The sequence below is a fragment of the Vibrio sp. L85 genome (assembly GCF_963871815.1).
Taxonomy (GTDB): domain Bacteria; phylum Pseudomonadota; class Gammaproteobacteria; order Enterobacterales; family Vibrionaceae; genus Vibrio; species Vibrio harveyi.
On the sequence record NZ_CAWMYL010000244.1, the window covers coordinates 521,439 to 547,959 of the forward strand.

A 26,521-nucleotide genomic window follows, 5' to 3' on the forward strand; every position below is an offset into this window, starting at 1 on the left:
CTGAACCGAGAGGGGATTCAGGCAACATAAAGGCGGGTTGACAATCCGCCCCTAGGACTTCTTATAGAGAAGGGTTTAGGATCTGTTGAGTACGCTCGAACACGTCTAGACCTTGCTGTTTTAGCCAGTAAGGAAGGTCGATCAGTACCCAGTTCTCAGATAGCTTGTCGCCGTCACGGTAGTAAACGTCAACCACTTGCATGTCTGCACGTACTTCACCACCTGTCATACCTAGGAAACCACCGATTGGTGTGTTAGATAGGTTTGGCCAGCCGAAGAAACAAGAGAAGTTACCTTCTGCGAAACGACATACGTGACCGTTAAACTTCTTGTCTTTCAGGTTGTTACGGAACGGCAATTGGTGCTGCTGTTGGTAACGAGGGATTGTGTAAGACGCACCGATACCACATGGACCGTACCAGATCATGTCTTTAGACCAGCTCTTCTCAAGAACTTCTGGTGGGCAACCCATAGCGCCGCTGTCGTTTAGTGCAGATAGGTCATCAACCATCTTGTTCACTAGTGCTAGTGTTGCTACGCCTTCTTCTGGTGCTGCGTCTTCGAACAATAGACCGTCGTGGTTACGAGGACCAGGGTATACGAAGTGCTTACCTGTTGATGGTGGTAGTGGGTAACAACCCGCTTGGTCCATCGCGCCTAGAAGGTCTAGGAATAGGCCAGTCTTAGTGATCTTGCCGTTTTCAACACAGTTAAATTCTGCGTAACGGATGTTCATGATTTTGCCAGTTGGGCGCATGCCTAGGTATTCAGCGTCGAATAGACCCATGAAGTGACCCATGCTCATTACCCAGATTTCACCTGATGTTACTTCGTTCTCACCACCGATGAAGATGTCTTGACGACGCTGCATGCGAGTCATTGATTTCATCAAAGGAGCCCAGAAAACGTCAGCCGCTGCTTGAGCGCCTTGTTGCTCACGGAATGGGTAAACACCACGCCATAGGTAATCTTCTGAAGTGTGTGCTTTTAGTACTTCTGCCACGTTCTCGTGAGTTGCGTTTTCCATTGCGCTGAAGTATTCACGTACAACGCGTTTCGCTTCTTGATATTTAGACATAATAAACTCTCTTATTTGCTGTCGAGTCGGCTTTGGGAACAGGACTCGAAATTAAGTTTTTTCATCCGGCCGGGGAGCCAGCCGGAGTTTTTGAAATTCAGTTACGCTTTTGCTGCTTCGGCTTTTTTGCTCTTATCGAACACGCCGCCTTTTAGTGTTTCTGGCAGTGATAACCATAGAAGACCAGCAAGGATCCAGACGATTGGTGAACCCCACATTGCGGTTTGTAGGTCGGTACGCTCTTGGATGAAGATAAGTACCATTGGTGCCCACATACCGAGGATACGACCGCCGTGGAATAGCGCCGCGCCGTAGCTACGTAGGTGTGCTGGGAACAGTTCTGAGAAGTAACCACCCCATACCGCTGAAGAAGACAGACCGAAGTTGTAAATCAGACCAAGTAGAGCCAGCATGTTTAGACCGCCAATCACCATGTCGCCAGGTGCAACAAAGAAGATTGAAACCATGATGCCCGCTAGGATGAAGCCAAATGCGTTCACCTTACGACCGAATTTGTCAGCTACCCAACCCCAGAACCACGCACCAAACAGTGAACCAAATGCTGAGATAGAGAAGATGAGACCGATGGTTGCACCGTCGAACATACGTACATCACGTAGGTAAGTGGTTACGAAGCCACCAAAGAATTGGAAGCCGTAGAAGTTAAGGCCAGCCAGTAATAGACACGTTAGTGTGATCTTACGGTAAGACTTGCTTAGCATTTCGCCCCAAGAGCCTTTTTTCGCTGGTGCATCTGATTCTTCTGCTTTTGCTTGCTCTTCTTCACCGTAAGCGATCACTTTGCTGTCGCTAGGTAGTACAAAGATCATGACAACAGCGGCTGCCAATGGTGGGATACCACCTACAAGCATTAGACTTTCCCATGGTGCATCAATGCTTGCAATAAATGCTGCATACGCACCCATTACCATCAGTGCTACAGAGAACATAGAAGACGCGAATGCCGTCAACTTACCACGTACCGTTGGCGTAAATAGGCCGATCATCAGGCTTACTGCCACGGTGAAGTAACCACCCAGTGACAAACCAATGATGAAACGCATTGCTGCCCACGTTGTGTAGTCGGTGAACATCATATTGATTATCGTTGCGCCACCGTTTAGGGCTGTGATGGTAATAAGAGTGGATTTCTTACCAAATTTTGTTGCGAACCAAGCACAGCTCAATGCACCGATAAGTGCACCAACCGACTGCCATGTATAGAACTGGGCAGTGTCTGACAGGCTAATACCATCATACGCTTCAACGATGTATGGGCGTACGTAGTCAATAATTACAAAGTTATAACAATAGAAAAAGTAACCAACCAGTATCGCTAGATAGGCAGCTACCCTTTGAATCATAGGAACTTCGCTCATGTGTCTTTTGGCATTCATGACCGATAAACCTCTATTTCACTTAGGATTTGTTGCTATTCAAACTTAATGAACACGATCTTATTTGGATCATCTTCGATTTCGTGTCGGGGTGAATCATAGTTTTTTTAAGGTTATTAGATCCGTGATCAAAATCAATTTTAAAATGAATGCGTACCCATTTTGTGGGTTTTAGTGACAAGGATCTCACTAATCGGCGTTTTTGGCGATTTTGAATACATTTTCGCCTATATTGGTGATAATAATCACACTTACAGTGGGATTGTCGTTTAAAAATGCCTTTTTACAGTAATATCTGGGCATAATAATTAGCTACCCAGAATTAGGAAAACCTTAAAATGGTTACGTACTCAAGTTTTGTGGTGATTGCGTTATATGTAGCAATTACGATACTAATCAGCTATTTAGTGAATAAGCGCTACAGCAATGGTGGCGACTTTTCCACGGGTGGAAAGCAATTTGGCTGGTTTACGGCAGGTGTTTCGATACTTGCGACTTACATTAGTGCGATGACGTTTGTAGGGATGCCTGGTTGGGTTTATAGCTCTGGCATGGAAGCGATGAGTATTCACCTTAACTATCCCATCGTTATCTTTTTCACTGTCATTTTCTTTGTACCTGTCTTCTATAAGCTGGGTCTGACTTCGATTTATGAATACCTTGAGCACCGCTTTGGGGTGTATGCAAGAACCATCAACTCGATTGTGTTCATTGTGGTTCAATGTATCTCTGCGGGTGTGATTTTGTATGCCGTGGCGCTGATCTTAGTGCAAGTTCTGCCTATCAGTATTTCTGAAGCCATTATCTACATTAGTATTTTCACTGCTTGCTATACCTATGCGGGCGGGATTTCCACGGTTATCTGGACCGATATGTTGCAATCTGCAGTATTGGTTGCGGGCAGCATCGCTATCTTTGCCATTCTAATGACAGAGATTAATGCGGCAGATTACCTTTCTCGTGATCACCTGAATATCATCAATTTAGACTTTGATTTGGGCGTGGATACCACACTCTGGGCAGGCGTGGTTGCCGTGAGCTTTTTGCATTTGAGTGTATACGGCACCAACCAATTGATCATCCAACGCACGTTAGCGACGAGATGTGAAAAGACGGCGCAGAAGTCAATGCTGTTGTGTGGTTACGGTGCGTTTTTCGTGTACTTGTTCTTCGCTGTACTTGGTGTTCTTTTGAGTGTTTTCTATCAAGATCAATCGTTTGAAAACAGCAACGAAGTGATTTTGGATTTCGTTTTCAACCACACTAACCCAATCGTCGTGGGTTTGATCATTTCCGCATTGGCAGCGGCCGCAATGTCGACCTTAGATTCGACCTACAACTCGATGGCGACCGTCGCGACGTTCGATATCTACAAGCGTTTCGTTCGCAAGAGTGCCGATGATGAGCACTACGAAAAAGTCGCAAGAAAGATGAGTTTACTTGCTGCGGGCATGGTGGTGGTGCCAGCTCTTCTCGCGGTATCGAATGAATCGGTACTCAAAACCATCGCTAGCCTGACTTCTATCTTCGTTGGTATCCGTTTAGGTTCATTCGTGCTTGGTTTATTCTGGGCAAAAGCTAATGAAAAAGGCGTGATCGTTGGCAGCATCATGAGTGTGATTGCGGTGTTTACTGCCATGTATCTTGACGTTGCTTGGCCGTGGTTCGCGCCAATTGGTACGTTCGTCTTCCTTTTGTTTGGTGTGTTAGTGAGCCGTCGTTGGGGCGCTGTGACTGCCGAGCAACAAGTCTTTATCAATAATCAAAAACATCTTTTTGCAAAGCCAACCGCAAGCCATTACGGGCTATTGGTGTTCGCTGTGGCGACCATCGCCGCTTGTATGGTTCTCCCTGATTGGCTTTATGCTGCATTGTCGTAATAGGTAAGTTTATGCTGTCCATCTTTGATATTTACAAGATTGGTGTGGGTCCTTCTAGCTCTCACACCAATGGTCCAATGATCGCGGGTTACCACTTCACTCGTTTGATTGAATCGAACTTGGCAAAAGTGGTTCGTATTCAAGTCGATTTATATGGCTCACTCTCGTTAACGGGGATTGGTCACCATACAGACCGTGCAACGATTTTGGGTCTGTTGGGTAATAAACCAGATACCATCAAAATCGCTTCTGCGAACAAAGCGATGCGCAAGGCGATTGAAGAGGGCATGATGTCTGTCGATGGCCGTCATGAAATCGAATTCAACTACAAAACGGACATGTTGTTCCACGAAGAGAACCTTCCTCTGCATGAGAATGGGATGACGATTACTGCGTTAGATGCGCATGGCAATCAGGTTGGGTTTGAAACTTACTACTCTATTGGTGGTGGTTTCATCGCAACGGCGGATGAACTGCAAAATGGCAGTGCGACTGCTCCCGTAGAAGTTGAGTTTCCATTCTCCAGTGCAGACGAAATGTTGGCACAAGCAGAGAAGAACGGAATGAGCCTTGGCGGCATGATTCTGAAAAACGAACAAGCGTTTCAGGATATGGAAGCCATCAATCAACGTGCAGAACAGATCTGGCGTGTGATGACGCGTTGCATGGAGCGCGGTTTCGAGACAGAAGGTATATTGGACGGGGGCTTGAACGTGACCCGCCGTGCGCCTAACTTGCTGAAAAAGCTTGAAGCAAATGCAGCAATCGAAAACGATCCAATGGAAATCATGGATTGGATTAACCTGTTTGCTTTTGCTGTAAGTGAAGAAAACGCGGCTGGTGGACAAGTCGTAACGTCTCCAACTAATGGTGCAGCAGGTGTGATTCCGGCGGTATTGATGTACTACCATCGCTTCATCAAAGAGCTTGATACCAAACAGCTTAAAGACTTCCTTGCTGTATCCGGTGCGATTGGCATTTTGTACAAAACTAATGCGTCTATCTCGGGCGCTGAAGTAGGTTGTCAGGGCGAAGTTGGCGTGTCTTCCTCTATGGCGGCAGCTGGCCTGACCGCGCTACGTGGTGGCAGCAATGAGCAGATTTGTATTGCGGCTGAGATTGCCATGGAGCACTCACTAGGCATGACTTGTGACCCAATCGGTGGCTTAGTGCAAGTACCGTGTATTGAGCGTAATGCAATGGGCGCAATGAAAGCGATCAATGCTTCTCGCATGGCATTAAAGCGTAATAGTAAATGTTTGATCTCGTTAGATAAGGTGATTGAAACCATGTATCAGACGGGCAAAGACATGAACAAGAAATACCGCGAAACGTCACTGGGTGGATTGGCTTTGATTCACCTAGCACCGCCTTGCGAATAATGAGTTAAGCAAGTCTAACCAACAAAAAAGCCGATGCACTGAGAAGCATCGGCTTTGTTTTTTGTCGTTGTGACCGTCATGGGTTTGGCGGGTTTATCGCAATAGGAAATAAGGCGTATTAACGTAAGCGTGTCCCGCTGATATCGCATAAGGCAGTACGACTTTGCCAACGGAGACTGCGGTGTTAACCAGTGGTTGAACGTTGATATTGGCATTCATCAAAGTAGGACGAACGTTGGGTGCCAAGCGATAGTGACCGGGCGTTGAAACGCACCCAGAAAGTGTCGATGTAAACAGTAGTGCGATGATGATTGATTTGATGGCTTTCATAGTGGTGACTCTCAAAATGGTATCTTGGCTCTGGTTTTGTTTGTTGGGATGAGCCTTGGTTGAGAGGAAGATTGCCTGAGTCGAGCGAACGGCACCATCAATGCTCAACAAGTCATAGCGCACAAGACTAAAAGTAACACTAGACGTTACTAAGTATTAGTTTTTGCGAGGAGAGTCACTATAAAAGCCCCCTAAATGGGACTTTTCGGACTGTGGAATTGAACTGTGAACTGTAAAAAAAGCCAGAATGAAACCGCCCATTCTGGCTTGGAGCCAAACGAAGGTGCTCAAAACACAATCTGGAGGCAGATTGCTTACATGGAACGTACGGTCAGTGGACGACGGCGACCAATCTTAGTTAGGGCGAGTTGCCATAGGCTCAAATCTCGTGAGCGAAAGGCGCCAGCACAGCTGAGTAAGTAGTATTTCCACATGCGGTAGAAATCTTCACTGTAATCGCCTTTGATTTGATTCCACGATTGTTGGAAGTTGGAGAACCAGCACATCAGGGTTTTGTCGTAGTCTTCACCGAAATTGTGCACATCTTCGATGTTGAATCGATCTTCCATCGCCTCTGCGAGGTTCTTCATCGATGGAATGACACCATTTGGAAAGATGTATTTCGAGATCCACGGGTCCGATGCGGTAGTGCTGTGGTGTGAACCAATGGTGTGTAGCAAGAACACGCCATCATCTTTCATGAAGCGCTCTGCGCACTCGAAGTATTCCGCGTAGTTCTTCGGTCCCACGTGTTCAATCATACCGATAGAAACGATGCGATCGTATTGTACGGTGGGTTTGAACTCGCGGTAGTCCTTCAAAATGAAGTTCGCGACTACGCCATTTTCTATCGCCAGTTTGCTGCCGAGCTTCTTCTGTTCTTTGGATAGAGTGAGACCATCGCAGATAACGCCATACTTCTTCGCTGCGTAAATCATAAAGCTTCCCCAACCACAGCCAATATCGAGAATACGCATCCCTGGTTGCAGATCGAGCTTTCGACAAATCAAATCCATCTTGTGCTCTTGCGCCTCATCCAGTGTCGAAGCTCGATTCCAGTATCCGCAGGTATAAGTCATGCGTGAATCGAGCATCTTTTGGTAAAGCTTATTGCCGATGTCATAATGGTGCGGTACATCGAATTTACAGCGCTCAATGCTCTGCGGGTTAACCCAGCTTTTCAATTTTAGTTTCGCAGCGGAAGAGGCAAACTTGAGTTTTTCAGCCAGCCCCAGTTTGCCTTCAATGTCGTTTAAAAGTACGCGTTCAAAGAACTGATCCAAGCGACTGCAATCCCACATCTTGGACATGTACGCTTCCCCTAAACCCAAGGAGCCTGACTGCATCACAAGCTCATACACTTTTGGGTTAAATACTTGGATATCCCACGGATTCGAGCCGTTAATGGTAATACCTGCCGGGGCTAACGCCTCTTTAAACATTTCTTCTAGTTTGTTCATATTATGCCTATTTCACGTGCATGTTCGCTACGTATTCATCTTCTGCCCAATACATACGTTCGGCGACTTTGGCTTCTGGATTTAGGCTAACGCCATCTAAGACACGCTCTCTAAAACGCAAGTAGCCGCCTTTATCAATCAGATGTCCCATGTGGAGGTAAATCGGCTTGCCGCCCAACATCTCTTTTTCAAATTCGAACAGATTGTCGATGACAGGGTGTAGGACGTCTTCCGTTACCCAATTGAGGAACATCTTGCCAACGCGAGGGGTCTTCTTCGAAGTTCGACCGCCCAGTTTGACCATATAGAATTGTTTTGGATCTCGACGCCAAGCCAGTGTCGGACAAGCAAGCACACATTCGCCGCAGCCAATGCATTTGCTTTCTTCCTTCACCGCTTTACCGTCTTTGAGTGACAAGCAATCTACTGCGTGGTGCGCACAAGCTTTGACGCAAGCACCACAACCAATACAGCGATGACTTTCGAAATTAATCTTGGCGATACCGAAGATGCCGAAATCTGCCATATTGGCTTTGGCACAATCGTTCGGACAGCCTGCCATGACCATTTTTAAATGGTATTTACTTGGGTAAACGTGACGTTCCATTCGCTGTGCCAAGCCAGTGGTATCGGTATTGGCTTTCTGGCAGATTCGACTGCCCTGACACGCGACGATATTACGCCCACCAATCGACTGATAACCTGCTTGTGTGTCTTCGACATCAATGCCGCACGTATCGACGGTGATGTCTTTGATGAAGGGCTCCAGCGCTTTGTTGACCTCTGGAATATCTTCATAGCGAATGCCGGGCATCGCCAGTTTTTGTCGCGTGGTGAGGTGAATAACACCATTGCCCCACTTCTCGGCGATCTCTTGCGCAGCGCCGAGCAGGTAAGCAGGCATAATGCCACCTGGAATGCGCACGCTGATCATGCACTCGCCACGTACTTTCGATAGGCGGTAATCGCCATTGGCGCGCATTTTGATGATATCTACGTCCATCGTCATTGTGATTCCCTCCTAATCGATCATGGTTCTGGCGTGGTCATAACGGAAAACCGGACCATCCAAGCACACGTACTTGTCGCCAATTCGGCAGTGGCCGCATTTACCAACTGAGCAAGCCATTCTGCGTTCGTAGTCGACCCAAATTTGGTCCTCTTGAATGCCTCTGGATAAGAAGTCCTGCACGACGAACTTAATCATGATCGGTGGACCCACTACGATGACGCAGATGTTTTCCTTGTCAGAGAGATCAAGTTTGCTGATGTGTTCGGTAACTAAGCCACTTTCATAGAAGTGTTCGTCCCCACCGTCATCCAAGGTGGTGATGACGTGATTGGAGTAAGACCAATTCAGCAAGTCGTTCTTGTACAACACGGCATCTTGGTTTTTGAATCCGAGGATCAAAGACATTTTCTTCACATCACTTGGGTTGTTGTGAAAGTAGTTAATCAGCCCTTTAACCGGAGCAACGCCAGTGCCGCCCGCGACCACAATGAGGTGTTTATCTTGGTACTCTTCCATCGGGTAGCCATTGCCCATTGCACCGCGCATCATCACGCGATCACTGGCGTTTAATTGAAACAGCTCGCTGGTTACCTTGCCGACATTACGTATCAGCAAGTCGACGTAACCTAAGCCGTAGTCGGAGACGGAAATAGGTGCTTCGCCCACAAGGGATAAACCTACTTCGACAAATTGTCCGTAGTGCACCGGAAAGTCACACGCAACGCGAAAGTTCCATTCCAGTTCTGTGTGCTTTTCGATATGAATAATCGGGTAGCTTTGCGGCAGCATTTTGTTTTCACAATCGCACATTAGAGCGCCTCCTCTACAATCGATGTCATCTTGTTGATGATGTTGCTAAATGAGATGTAGTGAGGGCATCGGTCGTCGCAGCGCCCGCATCCGACACACATATGGTGTTCGCCTTGGCGAGACTTAAAGTCGTTGACCTTGTGTAAGGCGCGATAACGTAAGCGCTCTCCAGTTTTATGACGGAAGCTGTGACCGCCTGCCATATCCGAGAAACCATCAATCATGCAACTGGCGTGTTGGCGGCGACGTTCACCCACTTTGGCTTCTTGGTTATAAACCACATCAAACACGTTGAAGCAGGCGCAAGTCGGGCATGAGGAAGTGCAGCGACCGCAACCAATGCAGCGTGAATCGTATTCTGACCACACTGGATGACCGAGTAACACTTCGCGTACTTTAGCCGGATCATCGCAAACCGAATCTGGCGTACGCACTTTGACAGGATTGGACTTGACGAAGCTGACATTGTGCTCAACGTCTTTGCCTTGTGAAAAATACGGTGTCAGTTCTGGATCTTTAATAGTGACAATTGCGCCATGCTCACTAAATTGAACTGAAGCCGCAAAGTTGTCAGTTTTATTGGTGCCCATAGAGACACAAAAGCAGTTTTCGAAACTTTCGCTGCATTCAATCAGTACGAGTTTGAGTTTTTGGCGCAGACGTTTGTAGTAGAAGTCTTCGTGACCGCCGTTTTCTAAAAACATGTAATCAAGGCTTTTGAGCGCATTGATGTCACAAGCTCTGAGAAACAGAAACACAGGACGCGCATCGACGCTGGATTCTCGCAACTCGTCGGCGTTAAACCAAAACAGGGTTTCGGTAATTGGGAAGACGATTTCTTTGGGTGAGAAATGGCTTTTCTCTTTCCACTCCAGTTGGTCATAACGTTCTAATTCTTGGTAATCCAAATTTGGGGTATGGGCAAAACGACCTGCGTATTCTTCATAGACGGGCGCCATCACCTTATAGCTCTGACGTAACGCCTCGATCGCCGAACCCATTTGCTGAGTAGTTAAAAACTTAGGCATTGTTCTATCTCGTTATTTTCAAAAACTAATGAATCGTGCGTTCTAAACAGGGCTCGGCGGTGGACGCAAACCATTCCAGTGACTGTGAAAGGGAAACCACGTCTCCCACCACTATGATTGCTGGCAGTGGTGGTTTTTGCGCTTTGCAGGTTTCATACAGTCCAGCTAAGGTAGTGACGATCTTGTTTTGATTTTCTCGTGTCCCATTGCTGACGATAGCGCAAGGTGTATCTGGCGAGAGACCGTGAGCAATCAGGTTGTCTGCGATCGCTTCTGCTTTGTGTAGCCCCATGTAGAAAATTAGGGTGTGGTCGATGGCGGCAAGTGCGCTCCAATTTGGTTCGCTAGCATCATTACAGTTTCGACCCGTTACCAAGGTGACACCCCTCGAAACTTGTCTATGAGTGACCGGTATCCCCGCATAAGCACAGCACCCGAGCGCTGCAGTTACACCCGGCACAACTTCGTAGTTGATACCTTGTTGAGCTAAATAGGTCGCTTCCTCACCGCCTCGACCAAATACAAACGGGTCGCCCGCTTTTAAGCGACATACCGTCAGACCTGTGATTGCGTAGCCCTTCATCATTTGGTTGATTTCTGCCTGAGTTTGCGAACACTTACCGTAGTGTTTGCCTACGCAGATTTTTAGGGTTTTTCGTGGAATTACATCCAAGACTTCTTCCGAAACCAGATGGTCATAAAGCACAACATCAACACGATTGAGCAGACGAAATGCTTTAATGGTGAGCAGTGATGCATCGCCTGTGCCCGCCCCAACCAAATAAACCTGACCATAAGATGGATTGGATGCCTTCATTAAAAAATACCCCAAATCAATACAACGAATAGGATGGCGGCAATGAGCCAATAAAACACTTGATGAACGTTGTCGCTAATCCAACCTAGCTCCTCTAACATCTCGTTAGTCAGGTCTAAATTTATTTGCTCTATGTAATCGTCCAGTTCTTTCATTTTCAATTGGCTTCATGCAATCCCCTGATGCATTTAAGGTTATTGGTGAGAGCCGTTAAGTTAAATCAAAGAAAAATAAACACCTGTTCAGAACTGATTAACGAGAGGGTGTTTGGGGGCAGAACTTGAGTCGGTTAAAAGACGGGAAAGAGGAAAGGGGAGTGTCAGTTTTTTTGATTTAACTGACTGTAATAAAAATAAAAAAGCCAGAGCGATGTTTGCTCTGGCTTTGTCGTTTTTGGAAAAGAAAAGCGTTATGCTGCTTTTAGGTGGCAGACGCGATTCTTGCCCAATCTTTTTGCTTGATAAAGTGCTTTGTCAGCTTGCTCCACCACGTGATGGTAACTGGTTTCTAATGGTGTAAATCCAACACTTGCCGTAAATCGCACATCGCCACAACCCAAAGTGAGATGGCTTCTTTGCAGCACCGTTAGGAAGTTATCCAGTTGGTGTTTGGCATCGAATTCGTCATTGGCTTGGAGCACGATTGCAAACTCTTCACCACCATAGCGCGCTAAACAAATCCCTTTTGGTTTAGGGAAACAGTCGCGCATCACTTCAGCTGTTTTTTGGATGACCAAATCGCCCACTGGATGACCGAATTTATCATTGATGTATTTGAAGTTATCAATATCGACCATCGCGATAAAACGGTTCTCTGAATGAAGCTCTCTCGACACTTTTGCAGCTAAACACGCTTTATTTTCGAGTTGCGTCATTGGATCTTGATGGCGTAAACGGTCATGCAATTTGAGGTTTGCCAACGCTACTTGGGCGTAGTTCTGAATCAAACTGAGTACGCATTTGTAGGTTGGGAATCGGCAACTGACGTAAGTCACCCCAAGCAGTTCTCGTCCATCAAACAACGGAATGCAGTAGTGGTTACTGTTGATCTTGAGCTTTTTCGTCAACTCGTCGCCGTACTTCTTGTTGCGGTAAGTCAACGCACTATGAGAAAAACGCGCCGCGAGTTCGGCATCGGTTAAGACGAGCTTTTTGTTACCGTGATAATCGAGGGTGTAAAAGCTGTAATTCAAGCTGTCGTATAAACAGAACTGTATGCCTCTGTGATAGCAGAAACGATCCAAAACATGCTTGAGTTGGGTTTTGAACTCATCAACGCTCTCAGTGCCATTTAGGCGCGCGAGTGACAAATGCAGTTGGTAAGTGAGGTAATTGATACCAATCGCTAGAGCTAATAAAGAAGCAATGACACCTGCAGTAAGAGTAAATGGATAACTGTTGTTGAGGATGTCGGCGCGGTCTGTGCCCGCCACAAACACCCAGTTTAATCCATTGTCTGCGTCGAAGACTGAAATCTTAAAGTTATCTTGGTAATAGTATTCATGTTTACCAAACAACAATCCTGCGGCTACTTTCTCGCTAATGCCACCGTGATAACTGACAGAGTTATCGCCAATTCGGCTTGGATCAGGATGGAACACCAAGCGTTCGGTGTCTCTGTCTACGACAAACACATAGCCTTTGTTCAAAGTTTTAAGACCGCGTAGCTGCTGAGTAGTATGGAGGAGATCGAACTCTAACCAAAGTTGGTATTTGAGGTCTGGGTTGTCATGTTTGATGGCAAATACCCAGCGTTGTTGCGGGTTTTGGTATAGCGAAGAGATGGAAAATTTATCACTGACGGTATTCAGCTTATGCCATAAGATCTTGCTGATATCCGCTTGTTTTACCTGACCAGAAAGACCATAGGCAATGTTGCTATCTGTCGTGGTGTAGAGAATGTTGGAGTACTGTGGTGAGTAATCGATGATGCCTTGGCTTAGCTCACGAAAGTCAGGATCATTAAGGTCTTGCTTGCTTGTCTTTAGTGCGGTTTCTAGTAGATAGAATTTGCTGAAAGCCGCTTCGATTTGGGAGTGGATCAGCCGCTCGGCGGTGATGATATTGGTTTGAGATTGCCGATAAACCATCGACTCAGAATCAACTAACTGAGCATAAGCCAGATAGACCATAAATCCTGCGAGAAGTAGCAGGTAAGGCCGCAGAATACGGATTAAGAATTTAGGTAAAGCCATGGTGCCAAATTACGTTGTAGATATTATAAATGTGATTTGGCTAACGATATTAGATTAGTTTCATTATCGCATCAATGCGTATGGTGTGTTCTTTGACCTGATTGATGGATATCTGCTCGAAACGTCCATAAAACAAACCCAGCATGCAGCTGGGTTTGTAAGAACTTGTAGTAATGAACGGTGAATCCGTTAGGCTTCTTGCTTTGGGTTATAGTGCAAAATTGCCATCGAAGTTGGAGACAACAAGACTTCTCCTTCCGCATGTCCTGGGTTTAGGTTACGTACGTTGGTATCGCATACTGTAACCCATTCTTGACCACGCTCACTTGGCAGCTTGAAGCGCGCTGGTGCATTGGTTTGGTTGATCAAGTAAACCAATTCTTGCCCTTCTTTACCAATGCCTAAATGCAGCGCTACTGAGCTTAAACGGTTCCAATCGTCATGTTCCATCAAGCTGCCATCAATACGACGCCAGAAGATGCGGTTGTTATTACGATTTTCACCACTAAAAGCGCGAATGAATGGCACCATGTATTGATTACGGTTTGCCACCATTTGTGAAATCCATGCTTTGAAATCTTGCTTGCGCTCAGACGTCGCCCAGCTCAACCAGCTAGTCTCGTTATCCTGACAGTAGGCGTTGTTGTTGCCACCTTGCGTATGGGATAACACATCTGCAGTCAGGATATGAGGAATACCGAACGCAAACAGCAAGCTAGCAATCAGGTTGCGTTTTTGCTTTTCGCGTGTAGCGATGATCATTAGGTTTTCGGTTTCACCTTCAACGCCATAGTTTTCCGAGCGGTTATCACCATGACCGTCACGGTTCTCTTCGCCGTTGGCTTCGTTATGTTTTTGCTTGTAAGACACGAGATCTTGCAAGGTAAAACCGTCGTGATATGTGATGTAGTTGACTGTGAGTTTGTAAGGCCAGTTCGCCGCGCTGTAGATATCACGAGAGCCCATCAAGCGCGTCGCAAACTCTTTTAGGTAACCTTGATCGCCGCGCCAGAAGCTGCGGGAGATGTCTCGTAGTTTGTCGTTACACTCGTTCCAACCAAATGGGAAGTTACCCACTTGGTAGCCATTAGGACCGATGTCCCAAGGTTCTGCAATCAGCTTTGTCTCGCGAAGAACTGGGTCTTGCGCGACCGCTTTAAAGAATGCCGCTTCAGGGTTGTAATCGTCCCCTTGGCGACCGAGTGTTGCTGCCAAGTCAAAACGGAAACCATCAACTTTAAATTCGCTCACCCAGTAACGCAGCGTATCCATAACGAGGTTAAGTGCTGGCTGATAAGTCAGGTCCACCGTGTTGCCACAACCAGTGAAGTTCGCATAGTGAGGACCATGCTTGATGTAACAGCGAGGATCGAGTGCTTTTAGGTTGAAGATAGTCGGACCTTCACCGCCTTCCGCCGTGTGGTTGTACACGACATCAAGAATCACTTCGATGCCGTGCTTGTGCAGCTCTCGAATGGTAGTTTTGAGTTCTGTGACGGCATCTTTTTCGGCATAACGAGGATCTGGCACCATGAAAAGGTAAGGGTTGTAACCCCAATAGTTCACCTTATCCATCTTAAGCAAATGCGGCTCGTGCATACACGCAGCAACAGGTAGCAATTGCAACGTATTGATGTTTTGTTGTTTGTAAAACGCCAACATCTCAGGTGACGATAAACCTAGGTAACGTCCTCTGTCATCACTTGGGACCTCTGGGTGTTGTTGAGTTAACCCTTTTACGTGGGTTTCAAATAACACCATCTCTTCTCTTGGTATGCGAGGGTGATCGGTGTCTTGCCAATCGAAGTGATCCTCGATAACGACACATTTAGGCATATCAAAGCTTTTTGCAGGAGAGAAAGGAGGTTGGTAGTGGAGGGCTTTATCAATCGACTTTGCGTAAGGATCAGAAATCAGCAAAGGTTGGTCTTGATGCGTCACCACATAGCCATACTTCTGCCCAGATTTAATGTCGGGAATAAAAGTATGACGAATACCTGCATATTCATTTGGTAAGTCGTGCAGTGCATAGCTGCCGTCTTCTGCAAAGAGCGCAAGTTGAATGTCTTTACTGCTTGGCGCATGAATAGCGAAGTTACAACCTTCTTTATTTAGGGTTGCACCAAGTGGGTAGGGGCGAGAGTGAAGTCGTGTCATCAGAGATACTTTTTTTAATATTTATTGCTACCTTTAAGAAACTATAAGTAAAAAACTTTGTCTTACTTAGGTCAACCACCTTAGAACGAAAATTATCACTGTAATTAAATTACTTTCTACGTCTTATTTTTGACGAAAATATGAAATGGCTATCACTTTGTAGCCACTATAAACCGAAGAAACTTACTAATTCCTCCCTAGATTGGTGATCTGACTCGAAAAAACACCATTCGGTAATTTTTCTCATCCTTTCTCATCCCCCCTAAATTAGTTTGGGGTGGAGGACGTCATCCTTGTACGCCTTGGGTAATCTTAAGACTGTTGAAACAAACGGGGACTTGTTCCCATCTTACCTCTCTTTCTTTAGGTGCATTTTTACTGCCTATATTCACCTAAAAGAGTGAGCAGGGAAGACAGAATTATAAATACCCTTAATGGAGTTAAGAATGAAAAAAGTAAGTGTAATTGCTGCTGCTGTTGCTGCAACTTTAGCTGCTGGTTCTGCTTTCGCAGTGGATTTCCACGGTTACATGCGTGCTGGTGTTGGTGTGAGCGCTGATGGTGGCCAACAAGTAACATTTGAGAAGAACAAAATCGGTCGTCTAGGTAACGAAGGCGATGTATACGGTGAAGTTCAACTAGGTAAAGAAGTTTACAACAACAACGGTAAAACGTTCTACGTTGACTCAATGTTCGCAATGACTTCTAACGGTTCAAACGACTGGGAAAGCACTTCGGCTAACTGTGGTCTAAATGCTAAGGGCGACAAAGTAGAGTGTGTTGACGATGCACAATTTGCTCTACGTCAGTTCAACGTTCAAGCTAAAGGCGTTCTAGACTTCGCTCCAGAAGCAACGCTATGGGCTGGTAAACGTTACTACCAACGTCACGATATCCATATCTCTGACTTCTACTACTGGAACATTTCTGGTGCCGGTGCTGGTATCGAAAACATCGAAGCGGGTCCAGGTAAACTATCTCTAGCATGGGTACGTAACGACCGTAGTGACATCTCTGATCCTGGCAATGATGGTAAAGCTGGAAACGTAAACACACTTGATGCACGTTACGCAGGTCTTCAACTATGGAACAATGCTTCCCTAGAGCTAGGTCTTAACTACGCACTAGTTAACGAAACTGACGCTGCGCCAAACAGCACTAAAGATGCGAAAGATGGCGTAATGTTCACAGCTGAATTGACTCAAGGTCTAGATTCAGGCTTCAACAAAACTGTAGTTCAGTACGGTACTGAAGGTTACTCTAAAACAATGGCGTTTTACGGTGACGGTAGCTGGTACGGTGCAGAAGCGAAAGATGGCGCATCTGGTTACCGCCTAATCAACTGGGGTGTAATCGGCATGGGTGACAGCTGGGAAATGGGTCACCAGTTAGTATACGGTGTTGGTGAAGACATGTGGGATGGCATGAACAAACGTGAAGGTTTTTCTGCTGTAATCCGTCCTATGTACAAATGGGACGATAACCACAAAACTATCTTTGAAGCGGGTTATGCAATCGACAAGCAAGACGGTAAAGAGGATTCTTTCGGTAAGTTCACAGTTGCTCAAGCATGGTCTGCTGGCTCTAGCTTCTGGGCTCGTCCTGAAATCCGCCTATACGCTTCTTACCTAACTGGTGAGCAAGAAATTAACAGCACAGATAAGTTCTTTGATAACAAACAAGCTGACGATACATTCCAGTTTGGTGTACAAGCGGAAGCTTGGTGGTAATCATCTAACCATTAAGTCCTAAATTGTCCTAGAATGATACAGCCAGAACCTATCTGGCTGTATTTATTTCAAAAACAATAACGAGTCGAGGTAGACGGTAATGAAAAAATGGCTTGCTCCCGTGCTGTTGGGAATGTTGGCTACGGGTTGTTCTTCTGTAGAACAAGTAGACATGAGCCCGAAAGGTCAGCAACAAGTGATCACGCAGTCGGGTGATATTCAATGGGTACCAATTGATGTACCTGCGGTTACTGAGTTCGCTTTGACTGATAAAAGCCAAATGCTATTAGATGGTAATAGCGCAGGCGCAATTGCAGCGTTCGCTCTACCGGGTAATCGCGGCAGTCTCGATATTAAACTAGAGACATTCGTAAACAAGAACCTAGAGTTCTATGCACCAAACGTCGTTGTAATGAATGCGGCGGGTGAACCTATTTACCAAGCAGATTTTTCAAAGTTTGAGTACGTGCCAGCAAAACTACTGGATAACGATAAGTTCGTACTTGAAATGAATGTAATTCCAGACATGACAGGTAACGATTTGCATGTGTTGGTTTACACCACTTCCGATGATCTAAAAGGAAGTTCAGAAGTTCTTCACCCTGCAAAAGCCTTCGCACTGGCAAATCACACTCAGCCGCCAGATATTGCAGATCCTCAAGCGAAACACAGCCCACTTGGTCAGTTCCGCTTCTCAGTATCCGCGAACGATATCGTGAATACTAAAATTGTCGCGAAAAACGACAATATCCCACAAGGTACGGATTTAACCAGCTACTACCACAGCTCGATTAAAGCAGCGGTCGCGGCTAATGATATTCCGAAAGCACTAACACTGCTTGATGAAGCGAAAGAATTGGGCATCGAAGGTGCACAAGAAGTATTTGTGAAAGCAGTAAATACAAAATAATTAAAAAAAGGTCAGCGATATGCTGACCTTTTTTATTACTCTATTTGAGTGTTTAAAACTCACCCCTACATATAGTTAGCTTATTCACAAATTTATTTGTTTTACTTTGTTTTTTATATTTAACAGATCAATAATTAAATTGTGTTCCTAACCTTACTCGTCATCGATTAGGAAATAATTAAACCTATCAAAGTAATCTGGCTCAGCAAGATATAGAATAATATTCTTTATCGGTAGTTCGATATTTTGTTCTTTTTAAATATTAAACTTTTACCAACTTGGTGAGTTTTTATTTACTTTGGAATATTAAAAAGGAATTAACGTGAAAATGAACATGATGAAAACATCACTTGCTGCTGCCTTACTTGTTGCTCTTGCTGGCTGTCAATCAACGGCAGAACCAGAAGCGGCGGCTGAGCCTATTGTTAATCTATCTCAAGATGAAGTCGTCGCTTTTATGGCGGCTTGTGATAACCCAGATAGCACGGCGAAAGGTCCAATTTCTAAGCCACTGTTTGTTGTTGGTACGTTTGCTGATTCAGATTGGAAGCATGTACCTCAACGCCAATACACTTATAAAGGTAATAACTTCTACCAAGTTGTGACGCAAGAAAAAGCAGGCTCTTACAAAATGCAGTACGCGACAGAGTTGTGGTTCCCACAATTTACTGCGAAAGGCAATCGAATGAACGTGGGTGAATTAACACCACTGACTTTCGGTGGCTACGGAACGGATACAGCGGTTGATATTAAAGAAGATGGTAAATATGTTTGGAGTCTTCAATTTGAAGGCGAAGGCAAACCACTTCATGTAATGGTTAATAAGTGCCAATAATATTCCATTTCGTTATTTAGATTTGCTTTTTTTATTAACCCCTACATGGAGAACGTGTCGGGGTTAATTTTATTTGGGAGAGTTTAATGCACAATATCCGATATAATAAACTACTTGGTAAATCGCTTATTGCGTTGAGTGTTGTCGGTGTTTTATCGGCATGTAATTCCTCTGGTAGCAGTGATAGTGGCAGTACACCACTTCCAGATTCGAGTTATGCCTGCCAAACGAATGTGATGGAGCAGAGTAATCAGCTTCGCACGTATCAGATCATGGTTGAGAGCTTTGTCGATGGTGATTCAAACATAGGTCATGGGACCGGATATGGTACCAGTCATCACAATGGCGACTTACAAGGCATCATTGATTCCCTGGATTATATCCAAGACTTAGGCATGAATGCGATTTGGTTGACGCCAGTTTTTGAGTCTCAAGCGATTGCGGGACAAGATCACTGGGCAGATCGTTTGGATGCAACGGGTTATTTTGCTACGGATTATTTTAAGATTGATCCTCGCTTTGGCGATTTAGAAACGGCAAGAACCTTAGTTAATGAGGCACACAAGCGTGGTTTGTATGTCTTTTTTGATGGCGTATTCGGTCACCACAAAGAGGGATTGATCAAACCTTCTCCGTCTGGCTTGCTGCCTACTGGTGGTAGTAATCCTGTTGATTATCCTGCCAGCTTAGACTTCTACAAAGAAGTGGCGACCTATTGGGTGAAAGAGCTGAAGATCGACGGCTGGCGTTTGGATCAGGCGTATCAAGTACCAACGGATGCATGGACACAGATCCGCAAAGCCGTCGATGATGCTTCGCAAAGTGTGACTTACACCAATGCTGATGGCAAAGACGTTAACCCTCTTGGCTATATGGTTGCAGAGATTTGGAAGGGCGAATCTGATATCGCAAGTGAAGCGTATGGGTCTGCGGATGATCCCGCGTTGTGCTCGGCGTTCGACTTCCCAATGCGTTACCGCATCGTAGAAACGTTAGCGGTAAATGAAAGTGGCGTGGGTGGGCGAGGTGTTGATTGGTTGGATAATGGCTACCAAACGCACAATCAGTATCCATCCCATGCGCAGCCAAACTTAATGATTGGCAACCACGATTTAGTTCGTTTTGGTGACTTACTTCAACGCGGCGGTATGGCTGATATTAATGACGCCGAGTATTGGCAACGTCATAAGGCTGCGTTTGCTTTCCAAGCGGCTTATACCGGACCAATTACGCTCTACTACGGCGACGAAATTGGCGATCAAGTTGATGGGTTTGCTGCGAAAGAAGACAATAACACCTGCGCCGTCCGAGGCGTGTGCGATGACCATGTCGCCCGCAGCAGCGCTAAGATTGAGGGTGTGACAGCAACCTTGGATGCAAATCAAGTTGACCTAAAAAATTACGTTAAGTCTTTGATGGCGATGCGTGCAGCTCATCCTGCCCTGTATCAAGGTTCTCGCGTTAACTTAGCGGCGAGCAATGGTAGTTATGTCGATCTGAAAAAGTCTGGCAGTGATCAGGTGTTGTTTGCGCTTAATACATTAGAAAGCGCTCGAAACGTTATTTTGACCGAGGCGCAAGTGGGTAGCTCTCAAGCGCTGGTGGACTTGCTAACGAACCAAACAATCACACCAAGTAATGGGCAATACCAGATCCCAATGTCCGCACTACAAGGGCGATTCTTTAAAGTAACGTCGAGTGTGCAATAGCATCTAAGGCTACTTGCTCATTAGTATTTTATTTCTATCCAAAGCCAAGTGCAGTCTTCTACCCCCATAGAGACTCACTTGGCTTTTTTTGTACGTTTTAGAAATCATATACCCAGCTAATTCCAAGATGCTTGACTCAGCGAGAGTGATTTAGTTTGTAGACGTGGCGGCGATTTAAAGGTTTAGTTCTTCTAAATCAAGAGCCGACAACAAAGTATACAGGACAAGGTCTTACTGTTTGCAAAGAGTGCCCTTCGGGAAACAGGGAATCCATGACAACGCTCTGAATCCTGCATCTTGAAGTTAATTGGGCATGACATGCTCTGTTGCTTCGATTCCTATCCCATCTCTATCTCTATCTCTATCTCTATCTCTATCTCTATCTCTATCTCTATCTCTATACGCATGTTCTATCTTACTGTTTTATATCGAACAAACGATGCTATCCAAATCGAGAAACAGTACGCAATTTGTGAGATGCTCTGCACGATAATGAGAATATTCACATTCGTGCAACGTAAAATTGTGAGTTAACGCTTATTTATATGTGATCATTATGTTTATCTTTTCTTGGATTTATATAACCAATGGAAAATTATAATGAAATCCATAGCGAAACCCCTCTTTATCCTACCTTTGCTTTGCTCTCCATTCGCCTACAGTGACGTCATCAACGGTGACTTCGAACAGTGGAATGGCAATACGCCAACACAATGGGCTGTGATTGACTCTGGTATTGCGGTATCTCCTACTAGTAACCAAGTGCAGTCCGGTGGTTTAGCGGCGCAAGTAGTCGTGAATACGGGTACCCAAAGCAACACGGACTTTCTGCAAACCATTAATGTGGAGCAAGGGAAAACCTATCCATTCACAGTGTCTGTTTATCACACTGAAGGCAATGTTAAAGCGCGTCTGATTGTTGATGGGTACCATGGTTATTCAAACCCTAAGCAAACCAATCAATGGCAACAGCTCACACACAGTTATACCGCATCATCAAATAAAACCATTAACGTTGGTCTGAGATTCTATGATGAATCGGGCTTTGATGGCTCTGAAGTAGTGTATGTCGATAACTTCCTACCTAACCAAGACGGTGGAGGTACTCAGCCTCCGGTTGAAAGCTGTAATGATAATGAAATCCAACTGACTTTGACGACTGATAGTTACGGCTCAGAAACCAGTTGGGAACTGAAGGACAGTCAATCAAAAGTACTGTTCTCTGGTCAAGGCTTCGACTCTTCTAAAACCTATGAAAAGACCATGTGCTTAACCGATGGTGACTATCAATTTACCATCAATGATAGCTACGGTGACGGCATTTGTTGCAGCAGCGGTAACGGCTCGTACGCTTTGATGCTTGGTCAAAAAACGCTTGCTTCAGGTGGTGAATTTACTAAAACGCAAACCACCAGTTTCACGCTTGGTGAAACAACTACACCACCGGTCGTCGGGGAATATTACAAAGCGGCGGAAGGCAAAACAGGTTTTGCATTGAAAACGGCGTTGTTCAATATCATCAATAACCACACTGGTCGTGGCTACTCTGCGATTTGGACATTGGTGAAAGATGCCGATCTGGACAACTACTATGAAAAAGACGGCACAATCCTAGACATGTACTCAGAAAAACCATTGGGTAATGATGCTGTCAGCTTTACCAAAGTGACAGATCAGTGTGGTCAATACAAAGCTGAAGGGGATTGCTATAACCGCGAACACTCATTCCCGAAAAGCTGGTTTGGTGGCAAAGTTGAACCAATGAACTCAGACGGTCACCATTTGTTTGCGACCGATGGTTATGTGAATGCTAAGCGTAGCAACTGGCCATTTGGCGAGGTGGGTAGCAGTACTTATGTTTCTAATAATGGCTCAAAATTAGGCTCAGCCAGTGCATCTTTGGGCTACTCAGGCACAGTATTTGAGCCAATTGATGAGTTTAAAGGTGACTTCGCTCGTGCTTACTTCTACATGGCAACACGATACGAAAACGTGATTGGTAATTGGGAAAAGAACTCAAGCAGTTCAGACGCTGTACTCAATGGCACAAGCACGACGGTATTTGAACCATGGATGCTTAACATGCTTAAGCGTTGGCACAAAAACGATCCGGTGAGCGCGAAAGAAATCAATCGTAACCAACAGGTATTTGATTTCCAGGGTAACCGTAACCCGTACATCGATCATCCGGAATTTGTCGAAATGGTTTGGGGTAACTAATCTCGTCAACAGACCCTAATAAAGCCGTCCACTTGGGCGGCTTTGTTTTTATTGTGCAAACTTCGCGATGAGCTTGGCGAGGGTTTCCATAGCTGGCTGCCAGTTTTTTTCAGCTCCGAAGTTCGCCACACTGAGGCGGATACAGTTTTGGTACTGCCCCTGCGTGCCAAATACAGAGCCGGGTAGAATACTGATCTTGTGTTCATTACAGGCTTGATAGAGCGCGTAGCTGTCAGTTTTTGGTGGTAAGCGTAACCAAAGTAAGAATGAGCCTTGTACAGCATTGATTTGATACTTATTCTTTAATTCAAAGTGCGCGTCTAAACATTGATTTAGCATTTGCAAATATCGACGGACGTTTGCTTGGTACACGCGACACATTCGCGCCGTATGCGTGCGATATTTCCCCGACGTCAAAAAGGTCGCTACCGCTGATTGCATCAAGTTCAAGCTGCCCATGTTTTCACACAATAAATACTGCTCGACCTGAGCGCGATAACGCCCTGCCAGCATCCAACCAATGCGAAGCCGTGAATCGAGCGTTTTCGATAAAGAATTCACATAGATCACTCGTTGTTTTTCATCCAACTTTCGTAGGCTTGGCAAAGTCTTATCGAAGCTCAACGCACCAAATACATCATCTTCAATGATGGGAACGTCTCCAGAGACCGCGAGTAGCTGCTTTCGTCTTTCAAGTGGCATCAGAGAGCCGGTTGGATTGGTAAAGTTCGGTGTGACGACAATGACTTTGATCTCCCATGTTGCCATTGCTTTTTCTAGTGCGTCTGGGTCCATACCATCTCGAGGGCAGCTCGGGATCTCAACCACTTGTAAACCAAGCGATTCAAGCATTAATAAGTTACCGAAATAGCACGGTGATTCGACAGCGACAATATCGCCGACTTGTGTTGTTGCTCTTAGTGCAAGGCTGATTGCTTGTTGGGCACCATGGGTTACCAGAAGATCGTCAACATTCGCAGGGGTTCCCAGATCTTGAGTGATCTTAGCCAACTGTTTGATCAACAAATCATCGCCTGGTGGCAATTGATAATGGCTGGATATATGGCTTTGCTGGCGACTATGGCGACCAATTTCGGCATACAGACTTTTGATTGCTGGGGCATCAATATTTGGGTGTGCAGAACCAGTCGGAAGCCGCTCTTGATACTCAGGGTAAGTGAGGATTTGCTTACACACGGAAAGTAAATCCACACGCGTAGGTTTGGCGATCTTGGCTTCACTTTGCTCCGTGGGTTTTACGCGATAACCGGATTTGGGCACAGAATAAACCATGCTTTGCGCTTCCAGCTCTTGGTAGGCACGGATCACCGTGTTTTTACTTACTTTAAGCTCGGTGCTTAATTGACGGATGGAAGGTAACTTATCGTCCGGTTGATAGACCCCATTACTGATCGCCTGTTTGAGGTGGTGCTCGACGATCAAGTACTTGTTCGCATCAAGCGTACTGATTAAATCTGTACCCATAAAAACACTTCCATCTGTCACTTTTTGAAAACACTGTACCTAACTACATTAGCAACATTCGAGATTGAAAAACATTCAAAATTTAAAAATAGGTAGAGTGAGGGCGCATCATGTTAATCAGAGCCATTCCTTTTGTATTCGTTATCCTTTGGGCTTCTGGGTTTGTCGGCGCACGCTTTGGTTTGCAATACGCTGAACCAGCAACCTTATTGTCGATTCGCATGGCGTTTAATGTTTTGCTGTTCCTAGTGATAGTGGTCTTGCTGCGTCGTCGTATTCCAACGGGCAAGGACTTTTGGCACAGTTGTGTGGTTGGTGTATTGATCCACGGTTTTTATTTAGGTGGGACGTACTTTGCCATTAGTTTGGGTATGCCAGCAGGACTAAGCTCGTTATTGGTAGGTATACAGCCCATTTTAACGGCCGTGCTGCTGGTAGTGTTCGCTTCTGAGCAATTTAAGCCATCACAATGGATTGGTTTGTCATTGGGCTTTGTCGGCATTGCGATGGTGCTGATGGGTAAGATGGAATGGCAGTCGGATTTGCACAAAACTTTAGCGATTGGTGTGTGTTTGTCATCTCTGTTTGGTATTACCGTCGGCACGTTGTATCAAAAGAAATACTGTCAACAAGTGGACATGGTGGGAGGCGCAACGGTGCAATATTTGGCGGCATTGGTGATGTTTCTACCTGTTGCAATGCAGTTTGAAACCATGCAGGTGCAATGGACAGCGGAGTTTATTTTCACCTTGATTTGGTTAGTGGTGGTTCTGTCTTGCGTAGCAATTTTATTGTTGCTGTACATGGTCAAGAATGGTGCGGCATCAAGCGTTGCTTCTGTGTTTTACCTTGTGCCTCCAACCACGGCGCTTCAAGCTTGGTTTGCGTTCGGTGAGTCATTTGATTGGATGGGTATTATTGGCTTTGTGTTGGCAGCGACCGCAGTATATTTGGTGGCGAAAAAGCCTGAATTTCCAACGCTTAAATCAAAGTTTGCAAAGCAAAAACGTAAAATATACCTAAATTAGGTAGGGACATTTGCGTGCCAGAGAGTACAATCCGGCTCTCAATATTGTGTGGAGCCGGGTAATGACCGTCAAGCCAGATCGAATGACCGCAATGCGCGATATCATTGCACAAGTAAAAGCTGAACTGCCGATTTATGAACCAGAGACGTTTGTTTGTGGTCCTGAAGGACAATGCATTGGTTGTCCTAAAAAACTGTTGGAGATGGTCGATTCAGAATTGAGTTATTGGGAATCGGCGATGGAACGCGGTATCACTCCTCAATTTGATGAAATTCGTCGCTTTGGCAAAATGTGCACCAGCGTGCGTCGAGGTCTAGTACGTAATAACGTCCCTTTGTTGAACGCTTAATCAACACTTTTTCGACATCCCCTTCGTTACCTTGTCTTCATTGATTTAGCAAATGAAGACAAGGGGCACCCATGCGTAAAATCTTTTTCTCTGTTGTTTTCTTATTGCTTGTATCCAGCTCTGGATTTGCAGGCTATAAATGGTTTACCGATAACCAATACGGCGAAGCGGACCTAGTCGCAGGAAAGCAGCGTTTTGAGTCTTATTGTGTCTCTTGTCATGGTGATAAAGGGCATGGAGATGGTCTTGTTGCCAAAGCCATGGACATTAAACCCGATAATATATCTGCCGAGCTCTTAAACCCGTTTGGGACGAAAGTGGAGCTGATTGGTTCTGTCTTGGAAGGTGGTAGTGGGCAGGGCGGTGCAATGCCACCATTCAAAACTGTGCTGAGTGAAAACGAAGTCAATGACATATTTGAATACATCAAAAGTATTAACTAAATAAGATTCTTATTTTAGAAACAAATACTTAACCTGATCGTTTGTGCCGTGATAGTTTGAATTTAGTCGAGTTTTTTAGCTAATTGCTGAGTATGTTTCAGCACAACTTAGTGGCTGGTCTCAAGTTCTTAATTGGTTCGGTTTTTCTATCAGTTAGTGCGTTTCTCTGCGTAATTTCAGCGATATATTGGCTCGGTTCTCACATGGAAGTGGGAGCGACGACCTTTACCCTCAGCCATTTCGCTGAATCAAACATCAAGAGGCTAC

Annotated in this window: 22 protein-coding genes; 10 read left to right on the forward strand and 12 right to left on the reverse strand. The window is 45.4% G+C overall.

Annotation, left to right across the window (positions count from 1 at the left end; all coding sequences use genetic code 11):
* Positions 1–61 precede the first annotated feature (61 nt).
* Complete coding sequence (locus tag AACR11_RS26595) at positions 62–1,078, reverse strand: nuclear transport factor 2 family protein (RefSeq protein WP_005374772.1); 1,017 nt, start codon at positions 1,076–1,078, stop codon at positions 62–64.
* A 101-nt stretch (positions 1,079–1,179) separates the two neighbouring features.
* On the reverse strand, positions 1,180–2,475 hold the full coding sequence (locus AACR11_RS26600) for an MFS transporter (RefSeq protein WP_009695896.1): 1,296 nt from the start codon (positions 2,473–2,475) through the stop codon (positions 1,180–1,182).
* Positions 2,476–2,813: 338 nt separating this feature from the next.
* Here AACR11_RS26600 and AACR11_RS26605 point away from each other — a divergent pair, with 338 nt between their 5' ends.
* The gene (locus AACR11_RS26605) at positions 2,814–4,355 is read left to right on the forward strand and encodes a sodium:solute symporter (protein ID WP_029788712.1); all 1,542 of its coding nucleotides are present in this window, start codon (positions 2,814–2,816) and stop codon (positions 4,353–4,355) included.
* 11 nt (positions 4,356–4,366) lie between these two features.
* Positions 4,367–5,737, forward strand: a complete 1,371-nt coding sequence (locus AACR11_RS26610; protein WP_005383410.1) for an L-serine ammonia-lyase — start codon at positions 4,367–4,369, stop codon at positions 5,735–5,737.
* A gap of 93 nt (positions 5,738–5,830) precedes the next feature.
* On the opposite strand, the gene AACR11_RS26615 is transcribed toward AACR11_RS26610, so the two are convergent.
* The 9 genes from AACR11_RS26615 to glgX all read right to left on the reverse strand — a co-directional run bounded on the left by AACR11_RS26615 (position 5,831) and on the right by glgX (position 15,545).
* The gene (locus AACR11_RS26615) at positions 5,831–6,067 is read right to left on the reverse strand and encodes a hypothetical protein (protein ID WP_005449600.1); all 237 of its coding nucleotides are present in this window, start codon (positions 6,065–6,067) and stop codon (positions 5,831–5,833) included.
* A gap of 314 nt (positions 6,068–6,381) precedes the next feature.
* The gene (gene cfa, locus AACR11_RS26620; RefSeq protein ID WP_050921271.1) at positions 6,382–7,527 is read right to left on the reverse strand and encodes a cyclopropane fatty acyl phospholipid synthase; all 1,146 of its coding nucleotides are present in this window, start codon (positions 7,525–7,527) and stop codon (positions 6,382–6,384) included.
* A 7-nt stretch (positions 7,528–7,534) separates the two neighbouring features.
* Entirely contained in the window at positions 7,535–8,536 is a 1,002-nt protein-coding gene (gene asrC, locus AACR11_RS26625; RefSeq protein ID WP_005449588.1) for a sulfite reductase subunit C, read from the reverse strand.
* 12 nt (positions 8,537–8,548) lie between these two features.
* Positions 8,549–9,349, reverse strand: coding sequence for an anaerobic sulfite reductase subunit AsrB (asrB, locus tag AACR11_RS26630; protein WP_029788716.1), 801 nt, complete (start codon positions 9,347–9,349; stop codon positions 8,549–8,551).
* A complete protein-coding gene (gene asrA / locus AACR11_RS26635) occupies positions 9,349–10,377 on the reverse strand; it encodes an anaerobic sulfite reductase subunit AsrA (RefSeq protein ID WP_009695890.1) in 1,029 nt (342 codons plus the stop codon). Before asrA ends, asrB begins: the two co-directional genes overlap by 1 nt.
* Positions 10,378–10,402: 25 nt before the next feature.
* Positions 10,403–11,194 carry a uroporphyrinogen-III C-methyltransferase gene (cobA, locus tag AACR11_RS26640; RefSeq protein ID WP_079325270.1) on the reverse strand — a complete coding sequence of 264 codons (792 nt, stop codon included), beginning with the start codon at positions 11,192–11,194 and terminating at the stop codon, positions 10,403–10,405.
* Positions 11,194–11,349, reverse strand: a complete 156-nt coding sequence (locus AACR11_RS26645; RefSeq protein WP_009695888.1) for a hypothetical protein — start codon at positions 11,347–11,349, stop codon at positions 11,194–11,196. The genes cobA and AACR11_RS26645 overlap by 1 nt, the downstream gene beginning before the upstream one ends.
* A 254-nt stretch (positions 11,350–11,603) precedes the next feature.
* Positions 11,604–13,325 (reverse strand): sensor domain-containing diguanylate cyclase, encoded by a 1,722-nt coding sequence (locus AACR11_RS26650; protein WP_079325272.1) that lies wholly within the window; start codon positions 13,323–13,325, stop codon positions 11,604–11,606.
* A 252-nt stretch (positions 13,326–13,577) separates the two neighbouring features.
* A complete protein-coding gene (glgX, locus tag AACR11_RS26655; protein ID WP_079325274.1) occupies positions 13,578–15,545 on the reverse strand; it encodes a glycogen debranching protein GlgX in 1,968 nt (655 codons plus the stop codon).
* Positions 15,546–15,991: 446 nt separating this feature from the next.
* Here glgX and AACR11_RS26660 point away from each other — a divergent pair, with 446 nt between their 5' ends.
* From AACR11_RS26660 to AACR11_RS26680, 5 genes are all read left to right on the forward strand, one after another.
* Positions 15,992–17,275 carry a maltoporin gene (locus AACR11_RS26660; RefSeq protein ID WP_029788721.1) on the forward strand — a complete coding sequence of 428 codons (1,284 nt, stop codon included), beginning with the start codon at positions 15,992–15,994 and terminating at the stop codon, positions 17,273–17,275.
* A 100-nt stretch (positions 17,276–17,375) separates the two neighbouring features.
* Positions 17,376–18,185 (forward strand): MalM family protein, encoded by an 810-nt coding sequence (locus AACR11_RS26665; RefSeq protein WP_005449574.1) that lies wholly within the window; start codon positions 17,376–17,378, stop codon positions 18,183–18,185.
* A gap of 328 nt (positions 18,186–18,513) precedes the next feature.
* Entirely contained in the window at positions 18,514–19,020 is a 507-nt protein-coding gene (locus tag AACR11_RS26670; protein ID WP_029788722.1) for a glycosidase, read from the forward strand.
* An 86-nt stretch (positions 19,021–19,106) separates the two neighbouring features.
* Entirely contained in the window at positions 19,107–20,729 is a 1,623-nt protein-coding gene (locus AACR11_RS26675; protein WP_029788723.1) for an alpha-amylase family glycosyl hydrolase, read from the forward strand.
* Positions 20,730–21,329: 600 nt separating this feature from the next.
* On the forward strand, positions 21,330–22,949 hold the full coding sequence (locus AACR11_RS26680) for an endonuclease (RefSeq protein WP_029788725.1): 1,620 nt from the start codon (positions 21,330–21,332) through the stop codon (positions 22,947–22,949).
* Between the two features lie 48 nt (positions 22,950–22,997).
* On the opposite strand, the gene AACR11_RS26685 is transcribed toward AACR11_RS26680, so the two are convergent.
* Entirely contained in the window at positions 22,998–24,434 is a 1,437-nt protein-coding gene (locus AACR11_RS26685; protein ID WP_029788726.1) for an aminotransferase-like domain-containing protein, read from the reverse strand.
* 110 nt (positions 24,435–24,544) lie between these two features.
* Between AACR11_RS26685 and AACR11_RS26690 the strand changes: the two genes are divergently transcribed.
* From AACR11_RS26690 to AACR11_RS26700, 3 genes are all read left to right on the forward strand, one after another.
* The gene (locus AACR11_RS26690; protein WP_005449569.1) at positions 24,545–25,462 is read left to right on the forward strand and encodes a DMT family transporter; all 918 of its coding nucleotides are present in this window, start codon (positions 24,545–24,547) and stop codon (positions 25,460–25,462) included.
* 61 nt (positions 25,463–25,523) lie between these two features.
* Positions 25,524–25,811, forward strand: a complete 288-nt coding sequence (locus AACR11_RS26695) for a hypothetical protein (RefSeq protein ID WP_005449568.1) — start codon at positions 25,524–25,526, stop codon at positions 25,809–25,811.
* 71 nt (positions 25,812–25,882) lie between these two features.
* Positions 25,883–26,254 (forward strand): c-type cytochrome, encoded by a 372-nt coding sequence (locus tag AACR11_RS26700; protein ID WP_029788727.1) that lies wholly within the window; start codon positions 25,883–25,885, stop codon positions 26,252–26,254.
* The last annotated feature ends 267 nt before the right edge of the window (positions 26,255–26,521 follow it).